Raw genomic sequence first — 20,729 nt, forward strand, 5'->3', positions numbered from 1 at the left:
GCGCTCAGGCTTTCTTGCCTGGGCGCTGGTCCTTGATCAGCAACTGATTGTTCTCGCGCTTGATCGTGAACAGGCCGATGCCCTCAAGCAGCCCGCTGAATTTGCTGTAGCCATAGTTGCGCGGATCGAACTCGGGCATCTGCTTGGCCAACTGACTACCCACCGGCCCCAGGTTGGCCCAGCCCTCATCATCCGAAGCGGCCTCGATGGCCTGACGCAACTGATGACACAGCTTGGTATCCTGACGCAGCTCCTGCGCACTCTTGCGCTTGATCGTCGCTTCTTCGGTTTCCGGGTTGCTGGTAAAGATTTCCGTGTAGATAAACCGATCGCAGGCCGCCACGAACGGCTTGGGGGTCTTGCGCTCGCCAAAACCGTAAACCACCTTGCCGGATTCGCGCAGGCGTGAGGCCAGACGGGTAAAGTCGCTGTCGCTGGATACAATACAGAAGCCACCAAACTCACCGGTATACAGCAGATCCATGGCGTCGATGATCATCGCGCTGTCGGTGGCGTTCTTGCCACTGGTATAGGCGAACTGCTGGATCGGCTGAATCGAATGCTCCAGCAGCGCCGCCTTCCACTTGCCCAGCGCCGGCGTGGTCCAGTCACCGTAGATGCGCTTGACACTGGCCACTCCAAACTTCGCCACCTCAGCCAGCAACCCCTCGACGATCGCCGGGTTGGCATTGTCCGCATCGATCAACACCGCCAGCCCCACATTGTGCCCATTGCTACCTGCACTCATAACCCGGCTCCTGCCCGTGATGGAAAGGCTCATGCTGGCATGCTTTGGCGGGCTTGAACAGCGGGCGCTATGGCCGGATCGTGTCCGCATGCGGCGCACTGAAACCGCGCTGCTCCTGCCAAACCAACTCACACAGCACCCTCACCCCCTCTACCGCAGCCGGAGTCGGACGTACCAGGGTGTTGCTGTCGAGCACGAACAGCGCCTCATGACGCACCGCCCGCAGGTGCGGAAACTGGCGCCAACGCTGGAGCCAGGGGGCGGCCAGCTTGCGCTCGTCAGCCAGCAGGATAATCACATCCGGGTCGGCGGCAATGACACTTTCCCGACCGATCTGCGGGGCCAGAATAGCCAGGTCGGCGAAGATGTTGCGGGCACCGCAGTGACGCAGGGCATCGCCCATCAACTGGGCGTCGCTGATGGTATACAGCGGGTCGTCCCAGAGCTGAATGAACACCCGGGGAGAGTCCTCGGTCAGTGGCCGGTGCAACTGCGCCAGTTGCTGGTGGTAGCTATCGACCAGTGCAGCAGCGCGGGCTTCGGTCGCGCTCAGACGACCCACCGCCAGGGTAACCTCGGCAATCTGCGCCAGGCTTTGCGGGTCAAAGCGCTCGACCCGCAGTCCCAACTGCTCCAGGCGTGCCAGCAACTCCGGCGGATTGCCGCTGGTCCAGGCCAGGACCAGATCGGGACGGGTCGCCAGAATACGCTCGACCGGCAGGCTCTGGTGGCTGCCGACCCGGGTTACAGTGGCCAGCTCGGGCGGCAGATTGCCGTCGTCAAGCACGCCGACCAGGCGCTCGCCAGCGTCGAGTTGTACGATCAGATCAGTGAGAAAAGGGGCGAGGCTGACGATCCGTTCGGCCGCCAGTGCTGGCAGGCTGACCAGCACCAGCAGTGTGGTCAGCAGCCAGCGCAGCATCACTGGTTTGCGGCCTGGACCCAGGCAGCCGGTGGGCGATACAGCAGCATCACGCCCTGGCTGGCCAGCACCAGCAGAATCAGCGGCACCAGTTCACCGGCACAGACATACTGCAGCATGCCGATCCAGCCTGGCAGCTTGGCATTGAGCAGGCCCAGCAGTTGCTGGTGATGCAGCCGCGCCCAGGCCGCTTCCGCTTCGGGCTGCTGCCCCTGACGATCAGCTTCGATCAGTGCCTGCTTGTAATACCGAAAGCGCCGCAGGGTAAGGAACACACTAGCAACCCCGACCACGAACAGCGGGATGGCCGCTTGCTCCCAGGCACCTTGCCAACTGCCAAGGAACCAGACCAGAGCAATCGGCAGGCCCAGCGAAACGACGGTCTGCAAGCGCCAGTTGCGCTGCAGGGCTTTCCAGTGCGGACGCGTATCAAACATCAGTCGGCCTCGGCCTGATGGATGTTGCCCAACATATGCCCCAGCTTGCCGGCCTTGGTCGCCAGGTACTTGCGGTTATGCGGGTTGAGACCAAACTGCAGCGGCAAACGCTCGGCTACCGGCACCCCGAACTCTTCCAGCGCCTTGACCTTACGCGGGTTGTTGGTCAGCAGTTTGAGGGTCTTGATGCCCAGATGCTCGAGCATCGGCTTGCAGATGCTGTAATCGCGCTGGTCGGCGCCAAAGCCAAGCTGCTCGTTGGCTTCGACGGTATCAGCACCGCCATCCTGCAGGTGGTAGGCGCGGATCTTGTTCATCAGGCCAATGCCCCGGCCTTCCTGGCGCAGATACAGCAGCGCCCCACGACCTTCATCGGCAATCGCTTTGAGCGCCGCCTCCAACTGGAAGCCGCAGTCGCAGCGCAGACTGAACAGCGCGTCGCCAGTCAGGCATTCGGAATGCAGCCGGCCGAGGACCGGCTGGCCATCGGCGATCTCGCCCATGGTCAGCACCACATGCTCCTTGCCGGTTTCTTCCTCGAAGAATCCGTGCATGGTGAAGGTGCCCCACGGGGTCGGCAACTTGGACGAAGCAATGAAGGTGACTGCCACACCGGACTCCTGTACAGCCGCTGCACACAAAAAGGGGCAGCCATATTAGCAGGTGCGGAACCTGACCGCGACGGTCAGAAGCCTCTGAATAGTGCCTATGGGACCTCTGAAAAACGTAGGCGAGACAGGCAAGACAAGGCAAAAACAGCCGGAAAAGCGCAGTTTACGTGTGGTAAATGAGCATTTTGAGGCTGTTTTTAACGCAGTATTGCCAACACAGGTAGTTTTTCAGAGGTTCCCTAATAGCGGCGCTCGAGCACCAGACTACTGCCCTGATCATCCATCCGCACCCGGCTGAGATAACTCATGCCCAGCAGCACCTCCAGGGGAAAGCCGCCCTCCAGCACCAGTCCCTCGACGCCGGTCAGCTCGATATCGCCGACCTTGACCCGATCCAGCCGCACCCGGTAGCCGTTGGCCTGGCCACTGGCGGTAGCGGCCTGCACCGGGGTGCCGGCAATCCGGTAGTCGATACCCAGACGCCGGGCCTGCACCGAGCTCATGGCCACGCTGGTGGCACCGGTATCAACCAGAAACTGGACACCCTGACCATTGATCGAGCCAGCGATACGGTAGTGCCCGCCATCACCGCGCGGGATACTGACCCGCTGGCGCTCCGGCTGGGCAAAGCCCTCGGTGTAATCGCGCTCAAGCCGGAACTGACGGGTCTGACCATTGATTCGCAGGGTCGCGCTGTGACTGTCGGCACTGAGCAGCTCGATACCCTGCGGCCCAGGCCGGCCGGCCCGGAGCATATGTCGCTGACCGTCGACGGTGATCACCGCCGCACCGGAAAACAAACCAACCACTCTGACCACCGGCTCGGCAAACGCCAGCGGGGCCAACAGCGCAACAGGCAGAATCAGCAAGCGTTTCATCGGGGCTCCCGAATTGATCGCATCGATGAACTCAGAATAGCGGCAGCAGCGCCCACTCGGCCAGCCACAGGACCGCCAGGGCCATGAACCCGGCGATGATATCGTCCAGCATGATGCCCAGACCGCCGTGCACATGCCGGTCAATCCAGCGAATCGGCCAGGGTTTCCAGATATCGAACAACCGGAACAGAACAAAACCGGCGAGCAGCCACGCCCAGCCGGGTGGTGCCAGCCACAGGGCGATCCACAGCCCGACAAATTCATCCCAGACGATCCCGCCGTGATCGTGCACACCCAGGTCGCGCGAGGTACGTCCGCACAGCCAGATACCGAGCAGGGTGCTGACGATCAGCACCAGGGTATAGCCTCCAGGCGGTAATTGCTGCCACAGAAGCACAAACGGCAGCGCCGCCAGGGTGCCCCAGGTTCCGGGCGCGCGCGGCATCGCGCCGCTACCAAACCCAAAGGCAAGAAAATGAATAGGGTTGCGCCACACCGATGCCGGGGTGGGTTCTCGGGACTCAGCCATCCTAGGACTCCTTGAAGTGTTGGTAACCGGGTAATGCGCTGACCCGCTCCGGCCCTTGGCCCTGATCGAGCCAGACGCCCTCGCCCGCTGCCACTTCGCCGATTACCCGCAACCACCAGCCGTCAGCCTCCAGCCGGGCTCTGTGCCTGGCAGGCAGACTGAACAGCAAGACGTAGTCATCGCCAGCGCCTAGCATCCAGTTCAGCCGCTGAGGTTCGGGCCAGCAGGCCACGGCAGCGGAACAGGGCAGATCGGCGGCACGGATATGCACGGCAACGCCGCTGGCGGCAGCCAGATGTCCGGCGTCAGCCAGCAACCCGTCGGAAATGTCCAGCCCGGCACTGGCAACACCGGCCAGTGCCATGCCCAATCCACACTGGGCTCGCGGTCGCCAGAAGCGTTGCAGCAGATAGTCGCGCCCGGCCGGATCAAGTGCTGGCGGGGCCGCCTGGCTCTGCACCAGCGCCAGCCCGGCACCAGCATCGCCCAGCGGGCCACCGACGCACAGCAGATCACCCGCCGCGGCGCCAGCACGGCGCAGCGCCTGGCCGGCGGCAACCTGGCCGAATACGGTGAGTCCAAGATTCAGCGGGCCTCGGGTGGTATCGCCGCCGATCAGGCTGATCCGGTGATCAGCGGCAGCAGCGGCCAAGCCCTCGGCAAAACCGGCCAGCCAGTCCTCGCGGACAGCAGGCAGGGTCAGCGCCAGGGTAAAGGCAAGCGGGGTGGCGGCCATAGCCGCCAGGTCACTGACCGCCACCGCCAGGGCGCGGTAGCCAAGATCGGCAGGCAGGTAGTCGAGCGGGAAATGCACCCCTTCGACCAGGCTGTCGGTGGAGATCACCAACTGCTGGCCGAGGGCAGGCTGCAGCAAGGCGGCGTCATCGCCGATGCTCTGGATGATGGCCGCCTGCGGGCCAGCCTTCTCCAGCGCTGCACTGCGAAAATAACGCCGGATCAGCTCAAACTCACCCAGCGCCATGACAACCGACTCGAGTCAGGGGCATCAACGCCCCTTGCGGGCCGCGTTGACCTCGACACTGCGTAGCCGGGGCGCCAGCTTGTCGAGAATGCCGTTGACGTACTTGTGTCCTTCGGTGGCACCGAAGGTCTTGGCCAGTTCGATGCCCTCGTTGATCACCACCTTGTAGGGCACGTCGATGCGCTTGAGCAGTTCATAGACCCCCAGACGCAGGATCGACAGTTCGATCGGGTCGACCTCGGCCACCGGCCGGTCAAGCACATCGGCCAAGGCTCCGTCGATCTCGTCGAGATGGCGTGGCACGCCAGTCAGCAGTTCGTGGAAATAGGCCCCATCGACCTTGCTGAAATCGTTGTCGGTAAGGAACTGAGCCTCGATGTCGGACACTGGCTGATCGGCCATGTGCCAGGAGTACAGGGCCTGCATGGCCAGGCTGCGCGCCTTGCGCCGAGCCGATGGCTTGGGACCGGCCGCGCGGGCCGGTCGGGGATCATGCTCGCTCACTCAGGCCCCCAGTTGCTTGATGACGCTGACCATCTCGACCACCGACAGTGCCGCTTCAGCGCCCTTGTTGCCGGCCTTGGTGCCGGAACGCTCGATGGCCTGTTCGATGCTGTCGACCGTCAGCACACCAAAAGCCACCGGCACGCCGTATTCCAGCGATACCGAGCCCACGCCCTTGACGCACTCACCGGCGACGTACTCGAAATGCGGCGTACCACCGCGAATTACGGCACCCAGGGTGATGATGCCGTCGAACTGCTTGAGCTCTGCGACCTTCTTGACCATCAGCGGAATTTCGAAGGCGCCGGGCACGCGGATAATGGTGATGTCCTCGTCCTTGACTCCGTGGCGCTTGAGCGTATCGACCGCACCAGCCACCAGGCTTTCCACCACAAAGCTGTTGAAACGGCCAACAACCAGTGCGTAGCGGCCCTGGACGGCGATGAAGTCGCCTTCGATATTACGGATAGCAGTCATGGTCTCTCTCTCTTAAAGAACGGATGGCGCGCAGTGGCGCCATCATCGCGTGCCTCGCCGGCACATGGATTCGGTGCGATCAGTCGCGGGGCAAGTATTCTACTACTTCCAGGTCGAAACCGGATATCGCATTGAATTTCATCGGCGTCGACAGCAGGCGCATCTTGCGTACTCCCAGATCACGCAGGATCTGCGAGCCGGCGCCTACCGTATTGTAGGTGGTAGGCCGGCGCGGTTGCTGCTCACGAGTACCGCCCAACTGGCGAACATGCTCCAGCAGCGCATCACCATCGATGTGGTTGCCCAGCAACAACACCACCCCGGAACCATCCTCGGCGACCTTGCGCATGGCGTCCTGCAGACTCCAGCGTCCCGACTCCTGCACCTGGAACAGATCGCGCAACGGATCGACGTTGTGCACCCGCACCAGCACTGGCTGCTCCGGGCTGATCTCGCCCAGGGTCAGGGCCATGTGCACCAGGCCGTCGGTACTATCACGATAGGCGACCAGGCGGAAGTTGCCCAGTTCACTGTTGATCTCCTGCTCGGCTGCGCGCTGCACGGTGCGCTCATTGAGCAGGCGATAGTGAATCAGGTCGGCGATGGTGCCGATCTTCAGGTTGTGTTCCTTGGCGAACTTTTCCAGCTCCGGCCGCCGGGCCATGCTGCCGTCGTCATTCATGATCTCGCAAATCACCCCAGCCTCGCCGAACCCGCCCATCCGGGCCAGATCGCAGGCCGCTTCGGTGTGGCCAGCCCGCGCCAGCACACCACCGGGCTGAGCCATCAGCGGGAAGATGTGGCCGGGGCTGACGATATCTTCAGCCACGGCATTAGGCGCAGCGGCGGCCTGCACGGTCCGCGCCCGGTCGGCGGCGGAAATGCCGGTGGTAACACCGGTGGCCGCCTCGATTGAAACGGTGAACTTGGTGCCGAAACCGGAGGCGTTGCGCTGGACCATCAGCGGCAGCTTGAGCCGTTCGCAGTGCTCCAGGCTCATCGGCATGCAGATCAGACCACGGGCGAAACGCGCCATGAAGTTGATGTGCTCGGCCTGGCAGGCTTCGGCGGCCATGATCAGGTCGCCCTCATTCTCGCGGTCTTCGTCATCCATCAGGATGACCATCTTGCCGGCGCGAATATCTTCGATGATTTCTTCGATACTGTTGAGTTTCATGCGGCCCTCCCGGGCACCTTGATCAGGACTTCAGATAGCCGTTTTCGGCCAGGAACGCCAGGCTAAGGCCGCCGTCACCGGCACCCGGCTCGGCCGCCTTGTCACCCAGCAGCAGGCGTTCCAGATAGCGGGCAATCACATCGACCTCCAGGTTGACCGGATGCCCGGAGCGGTAGTCGCCCATGATGGTTTCCTGCAACGTATGCGGGACGATGTTGAGGTGAAACACCGCACCGTCCACTGCGTTGACGGTCAGACTGGTGCCGTCGACGGTGATCGAGCCCTTCTCGGCTATGTATTTGGCCAGCGCCGCCGGCGCCTCGATCCGGAAGTGCCAGGAACGGGCATCCTCATGCATCGACAGGACCTTGCCGACGCCGTCGACATGACCGCTGACCAGATGGCCGCCCAGCCGCGAAGCCGGGGTCAGCGCCTTCTCCAGATTGACCCGGCTACCTTCCTTGAGGGTGGTGAATGCGGTACGGCGAATGGTCTCCTGACTGACGTCGGCCCAAAAGCCGTCACCCGGCAATTCCACGGCGGTCAGACACACGCCGTTGACGGCGATGCTGTCGCCCAGTTTGACGTCGGCCAGATCCAGTTTCCCGGTTTTCACGTAGACCCGCACATCGCCACCACGTGGCTGCATGCTCTGGATCCGACCCACGGCTTCGATGATGCCAGTGAACATAGGATGCCTCTCGTTGCACGAAGTACGCTGTCAGCCACCGACCACCAGGCCGAGACCGTACACCGCCAGAAAGCCGAAGGCAAAAGCCAACAGCAGCAGCCCGAAGCTGCGAAGGTATGTCATGAAGGTCAGCCCCGGCACCTTGCTCATGGCCACGATACCGGCGGCGGAGCCAATTATAAGCAAGGAACCGCCCACTCCGACAGCATAAGTCAGCCCCATCCACTCGGCGACGCTCATCTTAAGATCGGACTTGAGCAGCGCGGCCGTCAGCGGCACGTTGTCGATCAACGCCGAGAGCAGCCCCATCAGGAAGTTGGCCAGCAGGGTCGGCATCATGCCATAGAGCGCGGTCAGGCCTTCGAGTACGCCGATGAACTGCAGCATGCCAACCAGCAGCAACACGCCGAGGAAGAACAGCAGCGTCTCGAACTCGATGGCCCGGATATATTCGAGAATCGGGTCGTTGTCGATGTCTTCGTTGAAGAACCGGGCCACCAGAAACATGATCGCCAGGCCGGTAAGAAAGCTCAGCACTGGCGGAATCGCCCAGAGCAGGCTGGCGAGGATGGTAAAGACGATGGTCGCCAGGAAAATCCCGGCAATCACCTGATCCACCCCACGGATCGGTCGCAACGCTTCTTTCTCGATCACCGCCTCGCCATTAAGCCCCCAGGATAGCAATCCGGCCAGCAGCATCACTGCCATGAATGCCGGCAGGCTTAGCATCAGCAGATGGGTGATCTCGACCTTGTCAGCCAGGAAGATCATCAGCGTGGTGACATCCCCGGTGATCATCGCCACCCCGCCGGAGTTGACCGCAAACACCACCAGAGTCGCAAAACGCAAGGTCTTGCGCGCTTCCATGTTGAGGCTGAGGATCAACGCCACCGATACCAGGGTCGCGGTGATGTTGTCGGCAATCGAGGAAAATACAAAGCAGAACAGCGCGGTGAGAAACAGCAGCTTGCGCTCGGTAATCCGCCCCGGCAGCACCAGGTATATGAGGTTCTCGATCAACCCCTTCTTGTTCAGGTAGGCAACAAAGGTCATGGTCGCCAGCAGAAACAGCCAGAGCCCGGCGATATCGGCAATATTATGGTTCAGGGCGGCCTGGACCTCGGCCCGGAACGCCGGATCCGGTGCAGCCATAAACATGACCAGCCAGGCCAGCGCACCGAACAGCAACACCACCTTGGCCTTGCTGACGTGAATGACCTCTTCCAGCACAACCCCCGCAAACGCTGCAATCGCCATGACGATCAGCAGCACCTCTACCGCGCTATGCATGTGACGTACTCTTCAGGAAGGAAAAACCGGGCGCGCCGTAATCCGCCAGTCGCGACCGACCGCGCGCAGGTCGGTAATCTCGACATCCATGGCCTCGGCCATATGGGCAAACGGCAACTCAAGCAAGCCGCGGGCCTGGCTGCCCAGCAGCCGCGGTGCCATATAAATCACCAATTCATCGACCAGTTGCGCACGCCAGAAGGCGCCAGCCAGGTGGGCACCGGACTCCACCAGCACCTCGTTGCAGCCACGCCCGACCAGCTCGGCCAGCAGCGCCGCCAGATCCACATGCTGGTCCTGGCCCGGCAGCGCCAGCAGCTCACTGCCCGCCGCCTGGTATTCGGCCTGACGGTTCGAGGCCTGATAACAGACCACCAGGGTCGGGCCTGGGGTCTGGAACAGCCGGCGCGTCAGCGGGACCCGCAGACGGCCGTCGATCAACACGCGCAGCGGCTGGCGTTCGGCGGCGGCACGGGCCTGGTCTTCCGGCAGGTCCAGCTCGGCGGCGCGCACGTTCAGGGCCGAGTCATCCAGCAACACGCTGTCGGCGCCGCTGATCACTGCGCCACTGCGGGCCCGCAGCCGCTGCACATCGGCGCGTGCAGCCGGGCCGGTAATCCACTGACTTTCGCCACTGGCCATGGCCGTGCGGCCGTCCAGACTCATGGCCAGCTTGAGTCGTACCCAAGGCAAACCACTGCGCATACGTTTGATAAAACCGGGATTGAGCGCTTCGGCCTCGGCCTCCAGCACCCCACAGGTAACGGCGATGCCCGCCGCGCGCAAACGCTCCAGGCCGCGCCCGGCCACTTGCGGATTAGGGTCCTGCATGGCCGCAACCACCCGGCTGACGCCGGCCTTGACCAGCGCATCGGCACAGGGTGGCGTCTTACCGAAATGACTGCAGGGCTCCAGGGTGACATAGGCCGTTGCGCCCCGGGCCTGGGCGCCGGCCTGGGCCAGCGCATTGACCTCGGCGTGCCCTTGGCCAGCACGCACATGCCAGCCCTCGCCGACAATCTGCCCATCGCGCACCAGCACGCAGCCAACCCGCGGATTGGGCTCGGTGGTATACAGGCCGCGCGCCGCCAGTTGCAAGGCGCGAGCCATCATCTGCTGATCGAGCACCGCCATTTCAGGCATTGCCGGGATCCTGATCGCCCCGCGACAGGCGCTCGATTTCCTCACGGAACTGATTGAGATCCTGGAACCGGCGATAGACCGAAGCAAAGCGGATATAGGCGACCTCGTCGAGCTGCTTGAGTTCGTCCATCACCATCTCGCCCACCACCATGGCCTTGATCTCCCGCTCACCGGTAGCCCGCAACCGGTGCTTGATATGGCCGATCGCCGCTTCGATCTGTTCGACGCTGACCGGACGCTTTTCCAGCGCCCGCAGCAGACCAGCCCGGAGCTTTTCCTCATCGAACGGCTGACGCCGGCCATCCTGCTTGATCACCCGAGGCAGCACCAACTCGGCGGTCTCGAAGGTAGTGAAGCGTTCCTGGCAGGCCAGACATTCACGCCGTCGGCGCACCTGATCGCCATCGGCCACAAGCCGGGAATCAATCACCTTGGTGTCATGGGCACCACAGAACGGGCAATGCATAGCTGGGTTCCTAGGGTCTTAAGCGCCGCCCATCTTACTCCCATGCCCGGCATGAATAAACGCCAGCGGCGAAACTCAGCGTTGCGTGGCTAACCAGCTATCACGCAACCGACGCTTGGCAACCTTGCCATTGTCATCGCGCGGCAACTGCTCGACCCATTCAATCACACGCGGCACCTTGTAGCCTGCCAGCCGCTGGCGCAACTGCTCGCGCACCTGATCAGGCGTCGCCCGGCCACTGTCCTGCCCGGCCAGCAGCGCCACCAAGGTCTCGCCATACTCCGCATCCGGCACTCCGAAGACGGCGCAGTCGGCCACACCGGGCATGGTCAGCAGAACATGTTCGATTTCAGCCGGGTAGATATTCACCCCGCCGGAAATCACCATATCCGAGGCACGATCGCAGATGTACAGATAACCGTCATCGTCCAGATAGCCGATATCACCGACCGTCACCAGGTCGTCCAACCCGGCATCAGCCCGGGCCTGCGGATTGTTCAGATAGGTGAAGTCGGTAACCGCTGGCTGGCGTACATAAACCACCCCCGGCACACCCACGGGGCAATCGTGACCATGCTCATCAACGATACGCAGCCGCGTACCGGTGATTGGCCGGCCGACACTGCCGGGCTTGTCCCGGGCCGACTGCGGGTCCTGCAGGGTAATCATGCCGGTTTCGCTGGAAGCGTAGGTCTCATAGATGACTGGCCCCCACCAATCCAGCATCGCGCGCTTGACCTCAGGGGCGCAGGGCGCGCCGGTCGAGGCGACGAAACGTACCGAAGACAGGTCGTAACGCGCACGTACCTCGGCCGGCAAGCGCAACAGACGCACATACATGATCGGCACCAGAAACACCGTATCGATGCGGTGGCGCTCAATCAGCGCCAGGGTCTGCTCGGCATCGAAGCGGGCCATCAGTACCAGGGTTTCGGCCTGCTGCAGAGCCTGCTGGGCAAACGAGCTAGGGGCACTGTGATACAAAGGTGCCGACACCAGTGCCCGGACGCCTGGGCGGATACCCCAGGCCGTCGCTACCAGCTCGGCCATGCGCGCCAGCATCAACTCACGCTCCTCAGGCTGCGGGGCCATACGCTTGACCCCCTTGGGCCGTCCCGTGGTGCCCGAGGTGTAAGCCATGTGCGCACGCGGGGTACGCGGCGGCCCGGCATAAGGGGCCTGCAGCGCCAGCCATTGGCCATAGTCCTGGGCCTCACTGGCAGCAGTTGCCGCGCCCACCACCAGCAACCGGACACCCTCTGGAATCGCCACCTGCACCTCAGCCAGCAAATCGGCCTCGATCAGCAACACCTTGGCCGCGCAGTCGCGCAGGATGAAGCCGACCTCTTCGGCCTTGAAGTGCCAGTTGATCGGGCAATAGAAGCAGCCGGCCGTCTGGCAAGCCTGAATGGCATCGACGAAGGCCGGCCCGTTACGCAGCATCAGCGCCAGCACGTCACCATCCTCCACGCCCAGACGCGCCAGGCCGCCAGCCAGGCGCAGAGCCCGATCATCCAGCTCGGCAGGGGGGTATGACTGTTCGGCAAAAATCAGTTCGGCGGTCATGGCAGGACTCCGGGGGACAATGAATGGATGGCGCTGAAACTGCACCCGACTATAGATACCGCCCAAACAGTCGACAATTACCCATATACCACTCAAACTGATTCTATTATGGAAACAATAACCGATATCAAAACCCTGCAATTTCTGCTCGCCGTTGTCGAAGCGGGCTCGATGAGTGCAGCCGCCCGGCGCCTTGGTACTACCCGGTCCTACATCAGCCGGCGAATCAAGTCTCTGGAACAGCAGATTCAGGCCCAGTTGTTCCGACGTACCACCCGCCAGCTCGAACCGACCCAGATCGGCTGGGCGCTGCATGCTCACGCGATACGCATCAGCCGCGAGCTACAGGCGTTGCAGGCCACAGTGGAAGATCTGGGCCAGAGCTTGCGTGGGCATATCCGCGTCAGCATGCCGACAGCCCTTGGCCAGATGGTCATTGGCCCCTGGCTGCTGGAGTTCGGCCAACGCCACCCGGACGTCAGCCTGCAGGTGATTTTCAGCAACCGGATTACCGACTTGATGGCCGAGGAAGTCGACATTGCCATCCGGATCACCAGCTACCCACCGGAGTCGGTAGTGGCGCGCGATCTAGGCCCCATCGATTGGGTATTGTGCGCCGCCCCCGACTACCTGCAACGCCAAGGCCGACCGAACACTCCGGAGCAGTTGAGCCAGCACCCATTTCTCACCGCCCCGCTCAGTGGCAACCGGCTGACTCTGCGCCTGAGCTCACAGACCCAGCGCTTGAACCTGACGGTAACGTCGCGCCTGCAGTCTGCCGAAGTGCTGTTCCTTAAGCGCGCCGCCATCAGCGGGTTGGGTTGCGCCCTGCTCCCGGCCTACGCCGTCAGCGATGCCCTGCATGATCACCGGCTGGACGTGCTGCTCGACCAGTATCAGATCAGGGTCGATGACTGGGGCGACCGGTTGTACCTGATCACCGCCCCAACCCTCTACCCCACACCCGCAGCCCGGGCGCTGATCGAGTTTTTGCGTGAGCGGCTGGGAAGTCTGGACTGGAGTGAGCCCTGGCCGTAAGGTGCGATCCTGACACCAACGCGCCGCTCAAGCCCGATAATGACCATGACCCTGAACCGCCTTGAACTCGCCCTGCATGCCGTCCTGCCCGATGCCCGCCTATGCGCCACGGCGCTGCCCGGTCTGCCGGAGCTGAAACTGTGGCTGCTGGATCCGGCCAATCTGGATCGCGCCTTCGCCAGCGACGAAACCCGCCGCCTGCTCGACAGCCCGCCGTACTGGGGCTTCTGCTGGGGCAGCGGTCTGGCCCTGGCGCGTTGGATTCTCGACAATCCGCAGCAGGTGCGCGGCCAACGAGTCCTGGATTTTGGCGCGGGTTCCGGCGTGGTCGCTCTGGCCTGCGCCCTGGCTGGGGCCCGAACCAGTATTGCCTGCGACCTTGATCAACCGGCACTGTGGGCCAGCGCGCTGAACGCCGAACTGAACGGCGTAGAACTGGAACTGGCCGGCGACTACTTTGCCGTTGCCGACGAGCTGGACCTGATCATTGCCGCCGATGTGCTTTATGACCGCGACAACCACCCGCTGCTTGAACATTTCGCCGAGCGTGCACCACGGGTGCTGATCGCCGACTCACGGGTCCGCCAGCTTGAGCATCCGCACTATCGGCGGCTGGCCACACTGGCGGGGCAGACCTGGCCGGATCTGGGCGAGCCGCTGGAATTTCGCCAGGTGGCGCTGTACAGCACGCGCCAACGCCCCTCAGCGGCGGCTTGATTTCCCTACCCCCCGCCCCCACTATCGACCAATACCCCAGCCTTGAACGGATCAGCCCGATGAGTCAGTCGCCCTATATATTCGATGTAACAGAAGCCGATTTTGACCGCTTTGTTCTGGAAAACTCGTTTCACAAGCCAGTGCTGGTCGACTTTTGGGCGGACTGGTGCGCCCCCTGCAAGGCACTGATGCCGGTACTGGCAAAAATTACCGAAAGCCTTGGAGGTGAGCTGCTGCTGGCCAAGGTCAACTGTGACGAACAGGCCGGACTGACCCAGCGCTTCGGGATTCGCAGCCTGCCGACTGTGGTGCTGTTCAAGGATGGCCAGCCGGTAGATGGCTTTGCCGGAGTCCAGCCTGAGAGCGCGATCCGCACCCTGCTTGAGCCCCATGTCGGCACCCCGCCGGAGCCCAGCGACACCGCCGATCCGGCCAGCCAGGCCAGCGAGCTGCTGGAGGCCGGCGATCCGGCAGCCGCAATTGCCCTGTTGCAGCCCCTGATCAGCGAGAAGCCTGACGACCCCTTGCTGATTTTGCTGGCCCGCGCCCTGGCGCTCGATGGCCAACTCGACGAGGCGGGCCAGGTACTGGAGGCGGTCAAGGACCGGGATAGCCACAAGGCGGCGCTGAACGGTGCCCGGGCGCAACTGACCTTCCTGCGTCAGGCCGCCGGCTTCCCGCCCCGCCAGGCACTGGAACAGCGTCTGGCAGCCGCGACCAACGACAGCGAAGCGCTCTACCAACTGGCGGTCAGTGATCTGGCCGCCCAGCGTCACGAAGCCGGCCTGCAAGCCTTGCTGGAGCTGTTCCGCCAGGACCGCGGTTACGCTGACGGCGCGGCGCACAAAACGCTGCTGCAGGTGTTCGATCTGTTGGGCAGCGACCACCCACTGACCCTGCAGTTTCGCCGCAAGCTGTATCAGCTTCTCTATTGATCGGTGACCGGGCTGCGGTTGAAACATACCGCAGCAAAGCTGCTTTTGGTCTTTGCAGGCGTTATAAGATAACATCATGCTTTTCACCGACTGCCAGGAGAACTTCCCGATGCGCCTACTCCCCCTTGTAGCCGGTAGTCTGCTGACTACTCTGGCCTTCAGCCTGCATGCCCACAACCACGATCATCACGGGCATAACGGCCACGATCATGACCATGCACATGAGCACGGCGACAGCCTGGGCGCCCATCAGCACGGGGTAGCCAACCTGAACCTGGTACTCGAGGGCAGCGCCCTGGCCATTGAACTGGAAAGCCCGGCCGACAATCTGGTGGGCTTCGAATACCTGCCCAGCACCGACGCCGACAAAGCCAAGGTGCGTGAGGCCATGGCCAGCCTGCGCCAGGCCGATGCTCTGTTCCAGTTCCCGGCCGCCGCCGGTTGCAGCCTGGATCAGGTGGAACTGCAAAGCCCTCTGTTCAGCGCCGTCGAGCACAGCCACAAGCATGACCACGGCCACGCTCACAAGCACAAACATGACCATGATAATGCCCATAACGACATCGAAGCGCACTACCACTTTACCTGCACCAACGTCGCTGCTCTGAACCAGATTGAACTGAAGCTGTTTGAAAGCTTCCCGCGCACCGAGAAACTGCTGCTGCAGGCCATCACGCCGACAGGCCAGCAAGGTGGCGAGCTGAGCCCGGCTCAGAACCTGATCCGCTTCTGAAATACCCCCGGCGTGCAGACCCGCCCTGCACGCCCTCTTGTCTTGCATTAGCCCAAGCCTGTAGTTTGAACCCCTGCAATCTGCCAACGGCACGCCCATGACCCAGCCTGTTATCCAACTGCACGACATGACCTATGCATGGCCTGGCCAGCCAACCCTGCTGGATATCCATGAGTTCACCCTGCAAGCTGGTGAAAAAGTCTTTCTCAAGGGGCCATCAGGTAGCGGCAAGACCACCCTGCTGGGCCTGCTTGGTGGGGTCTACCTGCCAGCCAGCGGACATATCCGCCTGCTCGGCCAGGATCTGGCCAGACTGTCATCGGTACGCCGCGACCGTTTCCGCGCCGACCACACCGGCTACATATTTCAGATGTTCAACCTGCTGCCCTATTTGTCGTTGGTCGACAATGTCATCCTGCCCTGCCGTTTCTCACGAATCCGCCGCCAGCGCGCGCTGGCACGCCACCCCAGCCTGGAGCAAGCCGCTTGCGAGCTGCTCGCCCACCTCGGTCTGGCTGACCCAGCCCTGTTGCGGCGTCCGGTGACCGAACTGTCGATTGGTCAACAACAACGCGTGGCTTCGGCTCGCGCCCTGATCGGCAGCCCGGAACTGGTAATCGCTGACGAGCCGACCTCGGCGCTGGATGCCGACAGCCGCGAGGCGTTTCTCAAACTGCTGTTCGCCGAATGTCAGGCCGCCGGCAGCAGCCTGCTGTTTGTCAGCCATGATGCCTCACTGGAACGGCTGTTCGACCGTGGCTTGTCGCTGCAACAACTCAATCGGGCCGCCAGCACCCAGGAGGTGATTTGATGCATCTGCTGCGACTGGCCTTGAAGAGCCTGGGTAACCGGCGTTTTTCCGCAATTCTGACGGTGCTGGCCATCGCCCTCAGCGTGACCCTGTTGCTGGCAGTGGAGAAGGTACGTACTGAAGCCCGCGCCAGCTTCGCCAATACCATCAGCGGCACCGACCTGATCGTCGGTGCCCGCTCGGGTTCAGTACAACTGCTGCTGTATTCGGTCTTTCGTATCGGCAGCGCCACCAACAACATCCGCTGGGACAGCTTCGAGCACTTTGCCGAGCACCCCCGGGTCGCCTGGGCCATACCGGTCTCGCTGGGCGACTCGCACCGTGGATTCCCGGTCATGGGTACCAATCACAGCTATTTTGAGCACTTTCGCTATGGTCGCAGCCAAGCCCTGCAGCTGAGCCAGGGTCAGGCCTTCGATGACCTGTACGACGCGGTGCTCGGCGCCGATATCGCCCGCGAACTGAATTACCGCCTGGGTGACGAGATCGTCCTGGCCCATGGCACTGGCGCGGTCAGCTTTGTCGATCACGCAGACAAACCGTTTCGGGTCAGCGGTATTCTCGAACGCACCGGCACACCGGTCGACCGCACCGTGCATATCAGCCTGGAAGGCATGGAAGCCCTGCATGTCGACTGGCAACAGGGCATGCCCGCCCGCGGTTCGGCCCGTATTGATGCCGAACAGGCCCGCGAACTGGAGCTGACGCCCAAGGCCATCACCGCCATGTTGCTGGGCCTGAACAACCGGATCAGTACCTTTGCGGTGCAGCGCGAGATCAATCAGTACCGCGGTGAGCCGCTGCTGGCGATCCTGCCGGGCGTCGCTCTGCAGGAACTCTGGAGCCTGCTCGGGGTCGCAGAAAAGGCCCTGTTCATCGTTTCGGTGTTTGTAGTCCTGACCGGCCTGGTCGGCATGCTGACGGCCATTCTCAGCAGTCTCAACGAGCGTCGACGGGAAATGGCCATACTGCGCTCGGTTGGCGCCAAGCCCCGACACATCTTCGGTCTGCTGCTGCTTGAAGCCGCCAGTCTGGCCTTGAGTGGTATCCTGCTGGGGCTCGGCTTGATGTACCTGGGGCTGTGGATCGGTCAGCCGCTGATCCTTGCCCACTATGGCCTGTTCATCCAGATCACCCCCCCGGGCCTGTATGAATGGCAACTGCTTGGCGCTATCCTGTGCGCCAGCATCCTGATGGGCAGCGTCCCGGCCTGGCGGGCCTACCGCCAATCGCTGGTCGATGGGCTGTCGATACGAACCTGAGGTAAGCAGTATTTATGCGAATTCTGGCTGCACTACTCGCCACCACCCTGCTCAGCGCCAATAGCTGGGCCGTTGAGGAACTGACCTGGGGCGACCTGGTACCGCCCGAGGCCCGCGACATGCTTGGCATGCCGGCACCGGTGCACGACCTGTCGCAACTGGCCGACGCTCTGGGTGACGAATTCTATGGCGACCCGGCGGTGCAGGTGGAGCCGGCGGCGCCGGTAGTACCGGAACTGGATGGTCGCCAGGTGCGCTTGCCCGGCTATGTCGTGCCGCTGGGGATTACCGAGCGCGGGGAAGTTGATGAGTTTCTGCTGGTGCCTTACTTCGGCGCCTGCATCCATGTTCCGCCGCCGCCATCAAACCAGATCGTCTACGTCAAGAGCAGCCAGGGCATTCCCCTGCAGGATCTGTATCAGCCCTTCTGGATCACCGGCCCCATGCAGGTTGAGCACATGGAAAGCGATCTGGCCAATGCCGGCTACCGGATCGCCGGAGCCCAGGTCGAGCCCTATACCTATTGATTGGAGCGTCCAGCCTGCTCAGGACTGGTTGTCAATCCACTCCAGCAAGCGTCGGGCCTCTTCCGCCTGACGCCCGTCACTAACCTCAAGCAGGGCCCGACGCGCCGCCTCCGGCTCACCCAGGGCCTGGCGGGCATAACCCTGCCACAAACGAATCTGCCGCCGCTGCTCGGCATTGGCGTCAGACTCGGCGCGGGCCAGGCTGGCCAGCAACCCGTTCCAGTCTTCACTCTCCATCTGCACCGCTGCCACTCTCAGCCAGTGTGAAGCGCGACCACTGTGCTCAGCCAGGCTGCGCCAGGCCGACTCGGCGCGCTGTCGGTCACGCGCCAGCTGCCATAACTGGGCCAGGCGCTCACGTCGCTCAGCATTGGCCGGCAACAGCCCACGCTCGAACATTTCCTCCAGCAGCCTGGCCGCCTGCCAGGGTGCGCCGGCCTGGGTTTGCAGACCGACCAGGCTATCAAGGTCGGTGGCCGAGAAACGCACCCCGGCCTCATAAGCCAGGCGCAAACTGGCCGCCGCCGCCCGAGGACGGTTGTCCAGGCTTTGCATTGCGGCCAGTTGCCGCCAGTACTCCGCATTGGCAGGTTCACGGCGCAGCATCGGCTTGAGCCAGCGCTCGGCCTGACTGTAACGCTGCAGGCGGTAGTTCATGCCGACCAGCAATTGATACCAGGCGGCATCGATGCCTGGTTCTTCGCGCACAACCCGCTCGGCCAAGGGAATGGCCTTGTCGAATTGACGCAGCTGACTGTAGGCCTGCACTAGCAGGCGCTGACTGTCTCGCGGCAGAGCACCGCGCGCCTGTTCTACCTCAAGCAGCGTCACAGCCTCACGGTAACGCCCGGCCACGGCCAGCAACTGGGCCAGATTACGCCGATCCTGACTGGCGGCTTCGGCCTCCAGCCGGTCGTGTGCTAGAGCTTTGCTCAGCCAGTCGATCGCTTCCTCGTGGCGGTCACGGGCAATCGCCAGATAACCCAGCCGCTGCTCAATCAGCGCCTGCTCCAGGCTGCCGGCCCGCACCTGGTTCAGCGCCTGCTGCAGCGTGTCGCGAGCCTGACCGTAGTTACCCTGCTGCTGCGCCTGCTGGGCACTGGTCAGGGCCTGAAACACGGAAGGCTGAACCGTCTGCTGAGCACACACCATCGGGCTTGCCAGGACCAGTAACAGGATCAAGTAACGCATCAGCGACCTCCATCCAAACGGAAGTAGAGCGTTTTGGTGGCTTCGCGCGCCACATTCTGGCCATTCTCCCGTCGCGGGGCGAAACGCCAGCGCATCGCCGCCCGGCGGGCCTCGCGCTCAAACACACCTGGAGGATTGGCATGGGTAACCCGCAAGTTGTCGACCCGACCGTCGGCGGTGATGGTGAAGGCTAGCGTGACCTCCCCTTCAATCCCTGCCGCCAGCGCCCGTTGCGGGTAGTTCGGCGGAATATCGACCAGTGGCGTCACTTCTTCCGACAGGCTTGGCGTGGCGTCCATGGTCGGGGCTGGCGGTGGCGTTGCCACTTCCGCCGCGGCACTGAGGTTCTGCAGGCTTGGCGCACTGCTGATCGCCAGCGGGGTACTGATATTCGGCAGGTCAATGTTGAGATTGACCTGGGTATCGACCTGCGGCTGCGGCGGCCTAGGCGGGGTCGGCGTGACCGGCGGCTGCGGGGTCGGCGGCTCAGGGGCCTGACGCGGCTGGCGCTCGCGACTGTCGCTCTGGGTATCGGAAACGCTGCGCACGAAGCTGACCCGTGCCAGCTCGTCGTCCGGCAGGCTGTTGTCACGCGGCGGCATGATCAGCACCAGCATCAGGGCGAACAGCGCCAGCGCCACCAGCAGCGCGCCAAGGAAACTGACCAACAGGCGCATCAGCGGCTCTCTGCCGTGGCCGCCAGAGCCACGTCCATGACCCCGGCCAGGCGTACCTGATCCATGACCTGAATCACCAGTCCGCTGCGCGAGTCGCGGTCGGCCTGGACCACGACACTGCTGTCCGGCTGGTCCACCCGCAGACGCTCGACTGCTGCGCGCACGGCGCGAATATCGACCCGCTGACGGTCGATCCAGATTTCGCCGTTGGGGCTGACCGCAATCAGGATATTGCCCTTGGGCTGCTCACTGGCGCTCGCCGCCGAAGGGGTTTGCACGGTAATCCCCGATTCCTTGATAAAGGAGCTGGTGACGATGAAAAAGATCAGCATGATGAAGACGATATCCAGCATCGGGGTCAAGTCGATGCCCGCTTCCTCGTCATTGCCGGTGTGCCTGCGCATGCGCATAACTCAA

At 63.0% G+C, this 20,729-nt stretch carries 25 protein-coding genes; 7 read left to right on the top strand and 18 right to left on the bottom strand.

All coding sequences use genetic code 11. The features are described 5' to 3' along the window. Positions 1–4: 4 nt before the first annotated feature. From BVH74_RS03115 to BVH74_RS03190, 15 genes are all read right to left on the bottom strand, one after another. Complete coding sequence (locus BVH74_RS03115) at positions 5–748, bottom strand: NYN domain-containing protein (protein WP_080048664.1); 744 nt, start codon at positions 746–748, stop codon at positions 5–7. Between the two features lie 67 nt (positions 749–815). Further along, positions 816–1,670, bottom strand: a complete 855-nt coding sequence (locus BVH74_RS03120) for a helical backbone metal receptor (RefSeq protein ID WP_080048665.1) — start codon at positions 1,668–1,670, stop codon at positions 816–818. After that, positions 1,670–2,107 carry a hypothetical protein gene (locus BVH74_RS03125; RefSeq protein ID WP_080048666.1) on the bottom strand — a complete coding sequence of 146 codons (438 nt, stop codon included), beginning with the start codon at positions 2,105–2,107 and terminating at the stop codon, positions 1,670–1,672. Before BVH74_RS03125 ends, BVH74_RS03120 begins: the two co-directional genes overlap by 1 nt. Further along, positions 2,107–2,718, bottom strand: coding sequence for a GTP cyclohydrolase II (gene ribA, locus BVH74_RS03130; RefSeq protein WP_080048667.1), 612 nt, complete (start codon positions 2,716–2,718; stop codon positions 2,107–2,109). Before ribA ends, BVH74_RS03125 begins: the two co-directional genes overlap by 1 nt. A 239-nt stretch (positions 2,719–2,957) precedes the next feature. After that, positions 2,958–3,596, bottom strand: coding sequence for a retropepsin-like aspartic protease family protein (locus BVH74_RS03140; protein WP_080048669.1), 639 nt, complete (start codon positions 3,594–3,596; stop codon positions 2,958–2,960). Positions 3,597–3,627: 31 nt separating this feature from the next. Beyond that, a complete protein-coding gene (locus BVH74_RS03145) occupies positions 3,628–4,125 on the bottom strand; it encodes a phosphatidylglycerophosphatase A family protein (RefSeq protein ID WP_080048670.1) in 498 nt (165 codons plus the stop codon). Position 4,126: 1 nt separating this feature from the next. Beyond that, a complete protein-coding gene (thiL, locus tag BVH74_RS03150; protein WP_080051602.1) occupies positions 4,127–5,101 on the bottom strand; it encodes a thiamine-phosphate kinase in 975 nt (324 codons plus the stop codon). Positions 5,102–5,131: 30 nt separating this feature from the next. Continuing rightward, complete coding sequence (gene nusB / locus BVH74_RS03155; protein ID WP_080048671.1) at positions 5,132–5,611, bottom strand: transcription antitermination factor NusB; 480 nt, start codon at positions 5,609–5,611, stop codon at positions 5,132–5,134. Further along, entirely contained in the window at positions 5,612–6,088 is a 477-nt protein-coding gene (gene ribH / locus BVH74_RS03160; RefSeq protein ID WP_080048672.1) for a 6,7-dimethyl-8-ribityllumazine synthase, read from the bottom strand. A 79-nt stretch (positions 6,089–6,167) separates the two neighbouring features. Further along, a complete protein-coding gene (gene ribBA / locus BVH74_RS03165; protein ID WP_080048673.1) occupies positions 6,168–7,265 on the bottom strand; it encodes a bifunctional 3,4-dihydroxy-2-butanone-4-phosphate synthase/GTP cyclohydrolase II in 1,098 nt (365 codons plus the stop codon). 22 nt (positions 7,266–7,287) lie between these two features. Then, positions 7,288–7,956, bottom strand: coding sequence for a riboflavin synthase (locus tag BVH74_RS03170; protein WP_080048674.1), 669 nt, complete (start codon positions 7,954–7,956; stop codon positions 7,288–7,290). Positions 7,957–7,986: 30 nt separating this feature from the next. Next, on the bottom strand, positions 7,987–9,246 hold the full coding sequence (gene nhaD, locus BVH74_RS03175) for a sodium:proton antiporter NhaD (protein WP_080048675.1): 1,260 nt from the start codon (positions 9,244–9,246) through the stop codon (positions 7,987–7,989). 12 nt (positions 9,247–9,258) lie between these two features. Next, complete coding sequence (ribD, locus tag BVH74_RS03180) at positions 9,259–10,380, bottom strand: bifunctional diaminohydroxyphosphoribosylaminopyrimidine deaminase/5-amino-6-(5-phosphoribosylamino)uracil reductase RibD (protein ID WP_080051603.1); 1,122 nt, start codon at positions 10,378–10,380, stop codon at positions 9,259–9,261. Between the two features lies 1 nt (position 10,381). Further along, positions 10,382–10,855 (bottom strand): transcriptional regulator NrdR, encoded by a 474-nt coding sequence (nrdR, locus tag BVH74_RS03185; RefSeq protein ID WP_080048676.1) that lies wholly within the window; start codon positions 10,853–10,855, stop codon positions 10,382–10,384. Positions 10,856–10,930: 75 nt separating this feature from the next. Next, positions 10,931–12,421, bottom strand: a complete 1,491-nt coding sequence (locus BVH74_RS03190; RefSeq protein ID WP_080048677.1) for an AMP-binding protein — start codon at positions 12,419–12,421, stop codon at positions 10,931–10,933. A gap of 108 nt (positions 12,422–12,529) precedes the next feature. Here BVH74_RS03190 and BVH74_RS03195 point away from each other — a divergent pair, with 108 nt between their 5' ends. The 7 genes from BVH74_RS03195 (at position 12,530) to BVH74_RS03225 (ending at position 18,444) form a co-directional block, all read left to right on the top strand. Then, positions 12,530–13,459: a LysR family transcriptional regulator gene (locus BVH74_RS03195; protein ID WP_177344505.1), complete on the top strand. Its 930-nt coding sequence runs from the start codon at positions 12,530–12,532 to the stop codon at positions 13,457–13,459. A gap of 45 nt (positions 13,460–13,504) precedes the next feature. Continuing rightward, complete coding sequence (locus BVH74_RS03200; RefSeq protein ID WP_080048679.1) at positions 13,505–14,176, top strand: class I SAM-dependent methyltransferase; 672 nt, start codon at positions 13,505–13,507, stop codon at positions 14,174–14,176. Between the two features lie 59 nt (positions 14,177–14,235). Further along, positions 14,236–15,111, top strand: a complete 876-nt coding sequence (trxA, locus tag BVH74_RS03205) for a thioredoxin (RefSeq protein WP_080048680.1) — start codon at positions 14,236–14,238, stop codon at positions 15,109–15,111. 109 nt (positions 15,112–15,220) lie between these two features. Then, positions 15,221–15,844, top strand: coding sequence for a DUF2796 domain-containing protein (locus BVH74_RS03210; RefSeq protein ID WP_080048681.1), 624 nt, complete (start codon positions 15,221–15,223; stop codon positions 15,842–15,844). A gap of 97 nt (positions 15,845–15,941) precedes the next feature. After that, complete coding sequence (locus BVH74_RS03215) at positions 15,942–16,655, top strand: ATP-binding cassette domain-containing protein (RefSeq protein ID WP_080048682.1); 714 nt, start codon at positions 15,942–15,944, stop codon at positions 16,653–16,655. Further along, a complete protein-coding gene (locus BVH74_RS03220) occupies positions 16,655–17,917 on the top strand; it encodes an ABC transporter permease (protein ID WP_080048683.1) in 1,263 nt (420 codons plus the stop codon). The genes BVH74_RS03215 and BVH74_RS03220 overlap by 1 nt, the downstream gene beginning before the upstream one ends. A gap of 14 nt (positions 17,918–17,931) precedes the next feature. After that, the gene (locus BVH74_RS03225) at positions 17,932–18,444 is read left to right on the top strand and encodes a DUF3299 domain-containing protein (RefSeq protein ID WP_080048684.1); all 513 of its coding nucleotides are present in this window, start codon (positions 17,932–17,934) and stop codon (positions 18,442–18,444) included. 18 nt (positions 18,445–18,462) lie between these two features. Here the strand turns inward: BVH74_RS03225 and BVH74_RS03230 are convergent, their stop codons facing one another. The 3 genes from BVH74_RS03230 to BVH74_RS03240 are packed head-to-tail and all read right to left on the bottom strand — an operon-like array spanning position 18,463 to position 20,722. Then, entirely contained in the window at positions 18,463–19,635 is a 1,173-nt protein-coding gene (locus tag BVH74_RS03230) for a tetratricopeptide repeat protein (RefSeq protein WP_080048685.1), read from the bottom strand. Further along, entirely contained in the window at positions 19,635–20,312 is a 678-nt protein-coding gene (locus BVH74_RS03235) for an energy transducer TonB (protein WP_080048686.1), read from the bottom strand. Before BVH74_RS03235 ends, BVH74_RS03230 begins: the two co-directional genes overlap by 1 nt. Beyond that, positions 20,312–20,722 carry an ExbD/TolR family protein gene (locus BVH74_RS03240; protein WP_080048687.1) on the bottom strand — a complete coding sequence of 137 codons (411 nt, stop codon included), beginning with the start codon at positions 20,720–20,722 and terminating at the stop codon, positions 20,312–20,314. Before BVH74_RS03240 ends, BVH74_RS03235 begins: the two co-directional genes overlap by 1 nt. Between the last annotated feature and the right edge of the window lie 7 nt (positions 20,723–20,729).

It is taken from the genome of Halopseudomonas phragmitis (genome assembly GCF_002056295.1).
GTDB lineage: Bacteria > Pseudomonadota > Gammaproteobacteria > Pseudomonadales > Pseudomonadaceae > Halopseudomonas > Halopseudomonas phragmitis.

What these genes read in the sequence shown, in the direction of transcription:
- BVH74_RS03225 (WP_080048684.1), top strand. Translation starts at nt 17,932, where the DNA reads ATGCGAATTCTGGCTGCACTACTCGCCACCACCCTGCTCAGCGCCAAT.
- BVH74_RS03115 (WP_080048664.1), bottom strand. Translation starts at nt 748, where the DNA reads ATGAGTGCAGGTAGCAATGGGCACAATGTGGGGCTGGCGGTGTTGATC.
- BVH74_RS03215 (WP_080048682.1), top strand. Translation starts at nt 15,942, where the DNA reads ATGACCCAGCCTGTTATCCAACTGCACGACATGACCTATGCATGGCCT.
- ribD (WP_080051603.1), bottom strand. Translation starts at nt 10,380, where the DNA reads ATGGCGGTGCTCGATCAGCAGATGATGGCTCGCGCCTTGCAACTGGCG.
- trxA (WP_080048680.1), top strand. Translation starts at nt 14,236, where the DNA reads ATGAGTCAGTCGCCCTATATATTCGATGTAACAGAAGCCGATTTTGAC.
- BVH74_RS03195 (WP_177344505.1), top strand. Translation starts at nt 12,530, where the DNA reads ATGGAAACAATAACCGATATCAAAACCCTGCAATTTCTGCTCGCCGTT.
- nhaD (WP_080048675.1), bottom strand. Translation starts at nt 9,246, where the DNA reads ATGCATAGCGCGGTAGAGGTGCTGCTGATCGTCATGGCGATTGCAGCG.
- nrdR (WP_080048676.1), bottom strand. Translation starts at nt 10,855, where the DNA reads ATGCATTGCCCGTTCTGTGGTGCCCATGACACCAAGGTGATTGATTCC.
- BVH74_RS03170 (WP_080048674.1), bottom strand. Translation starts at nt 7,956, where the DNA reads ATGTTCACTGGCATCATCGAAGCCGTGGGTCGGATCCAGAGCATGCAG.
- BVH74_RS03210 (WP_080048681.1), top strand. Translation starts at nt 15,221, where the DNA reads ATGCGCCTACTCCCCCTTGTAGCCGGTAGTCTGCTGACTACTCTGGCC.
- BVH74_RS03125 (WP_080048666.1), bottom strand. Translation starts at nt 2,107, where the DNA reads ATGTTTGATACGCGTCCGCACTGGAAAGCCCTGCAGCGCAACTGGCGC.
- BVH74_RS03235 (WP_080048686.1), bottom strand. Translation starts at nt 20,312, where the DNA reads ATGCGCCTGTTGGTCAGTTTCCTTGGCGCGCTGCTGGTGGCGCTGGCG.
- BVH74_RS03120 (WP_080048665.1), bottom strand. Translation starts at nt 1,670, where the DNA reads ATGCTGCGCTGGCTGCTGACCACACTGCTGGTGCTGGTCAGCCTGCCA.
- BVH74_RS03190 (WP_080048677.1), bottom strand. Translation starts at nt 12,421, where the DNA reads ATGACCGCCGAACTGATTTTTGCCGAACAGTCATACCCCCCTGCCGAG.
- BVH74_RS03145 (WP_080048670.1), bottom strand. Translation starts at nt 4,125, where the DNA reads ATGGCTGAGTCCCGAGAACCCACCCCGGCATCGGTGTGGCGCAACCCT.
- BVH74_RS03200 (WP_080048679.1), top strand. Translation starts at nt 13,505, where the DNA reads ATGACCCTGAACCGCCTTGAACTCGCCCTGCATGCCGTCCTGCCCGAT.
- ribBA (WP_080048673.1), bottom strand. Translation starts at nt 7,265, where the DNA reads ATGAAACTCAACAGTATCGAAGAAATCATCGAAGATATTCGCGCCGGC.
- BVH74_RS03230 (WP_080048685.1), bottom strand. Translation starts at nt 19,635, where the DNA reads ATGCGTTACTTGATCCTGTTACTGGTCCTGGCAAGCCCGATGGTGTGT.
- BVH74_RS03220 (WP_080048683.1), top strand. Translation starts at nt 16,655, where the DNA reads ATGCATCTGCTGCGACTGGCCTTGAAGAGCCTGGGTAACCGGCGTTTT.
- ribH (WP_080048672.1), bottom strand. Translation starts at nt 6,088, where the DNA reads ATGACTGCTATCCGTAATATCGAAGGCGACTTCATCGCCGTCCAGGGC.
- BVH74_RS03240 (WP_080048687.1), bottom strand. Translation starts at nt 20,722, where the DNA reads ATGCGCATGCGCAGGCACACCGGCAATGACGAGGAAGCGGGCATCGAC.
- BVH74_RS03140 (WP_080048669.1), bottom strand. Translation starts at nt 3,596, where the DNA reads ATGAAACGCTTGCTGATTCTGCCTGTTGCGCTGTTGGCCCCGCTGGCG.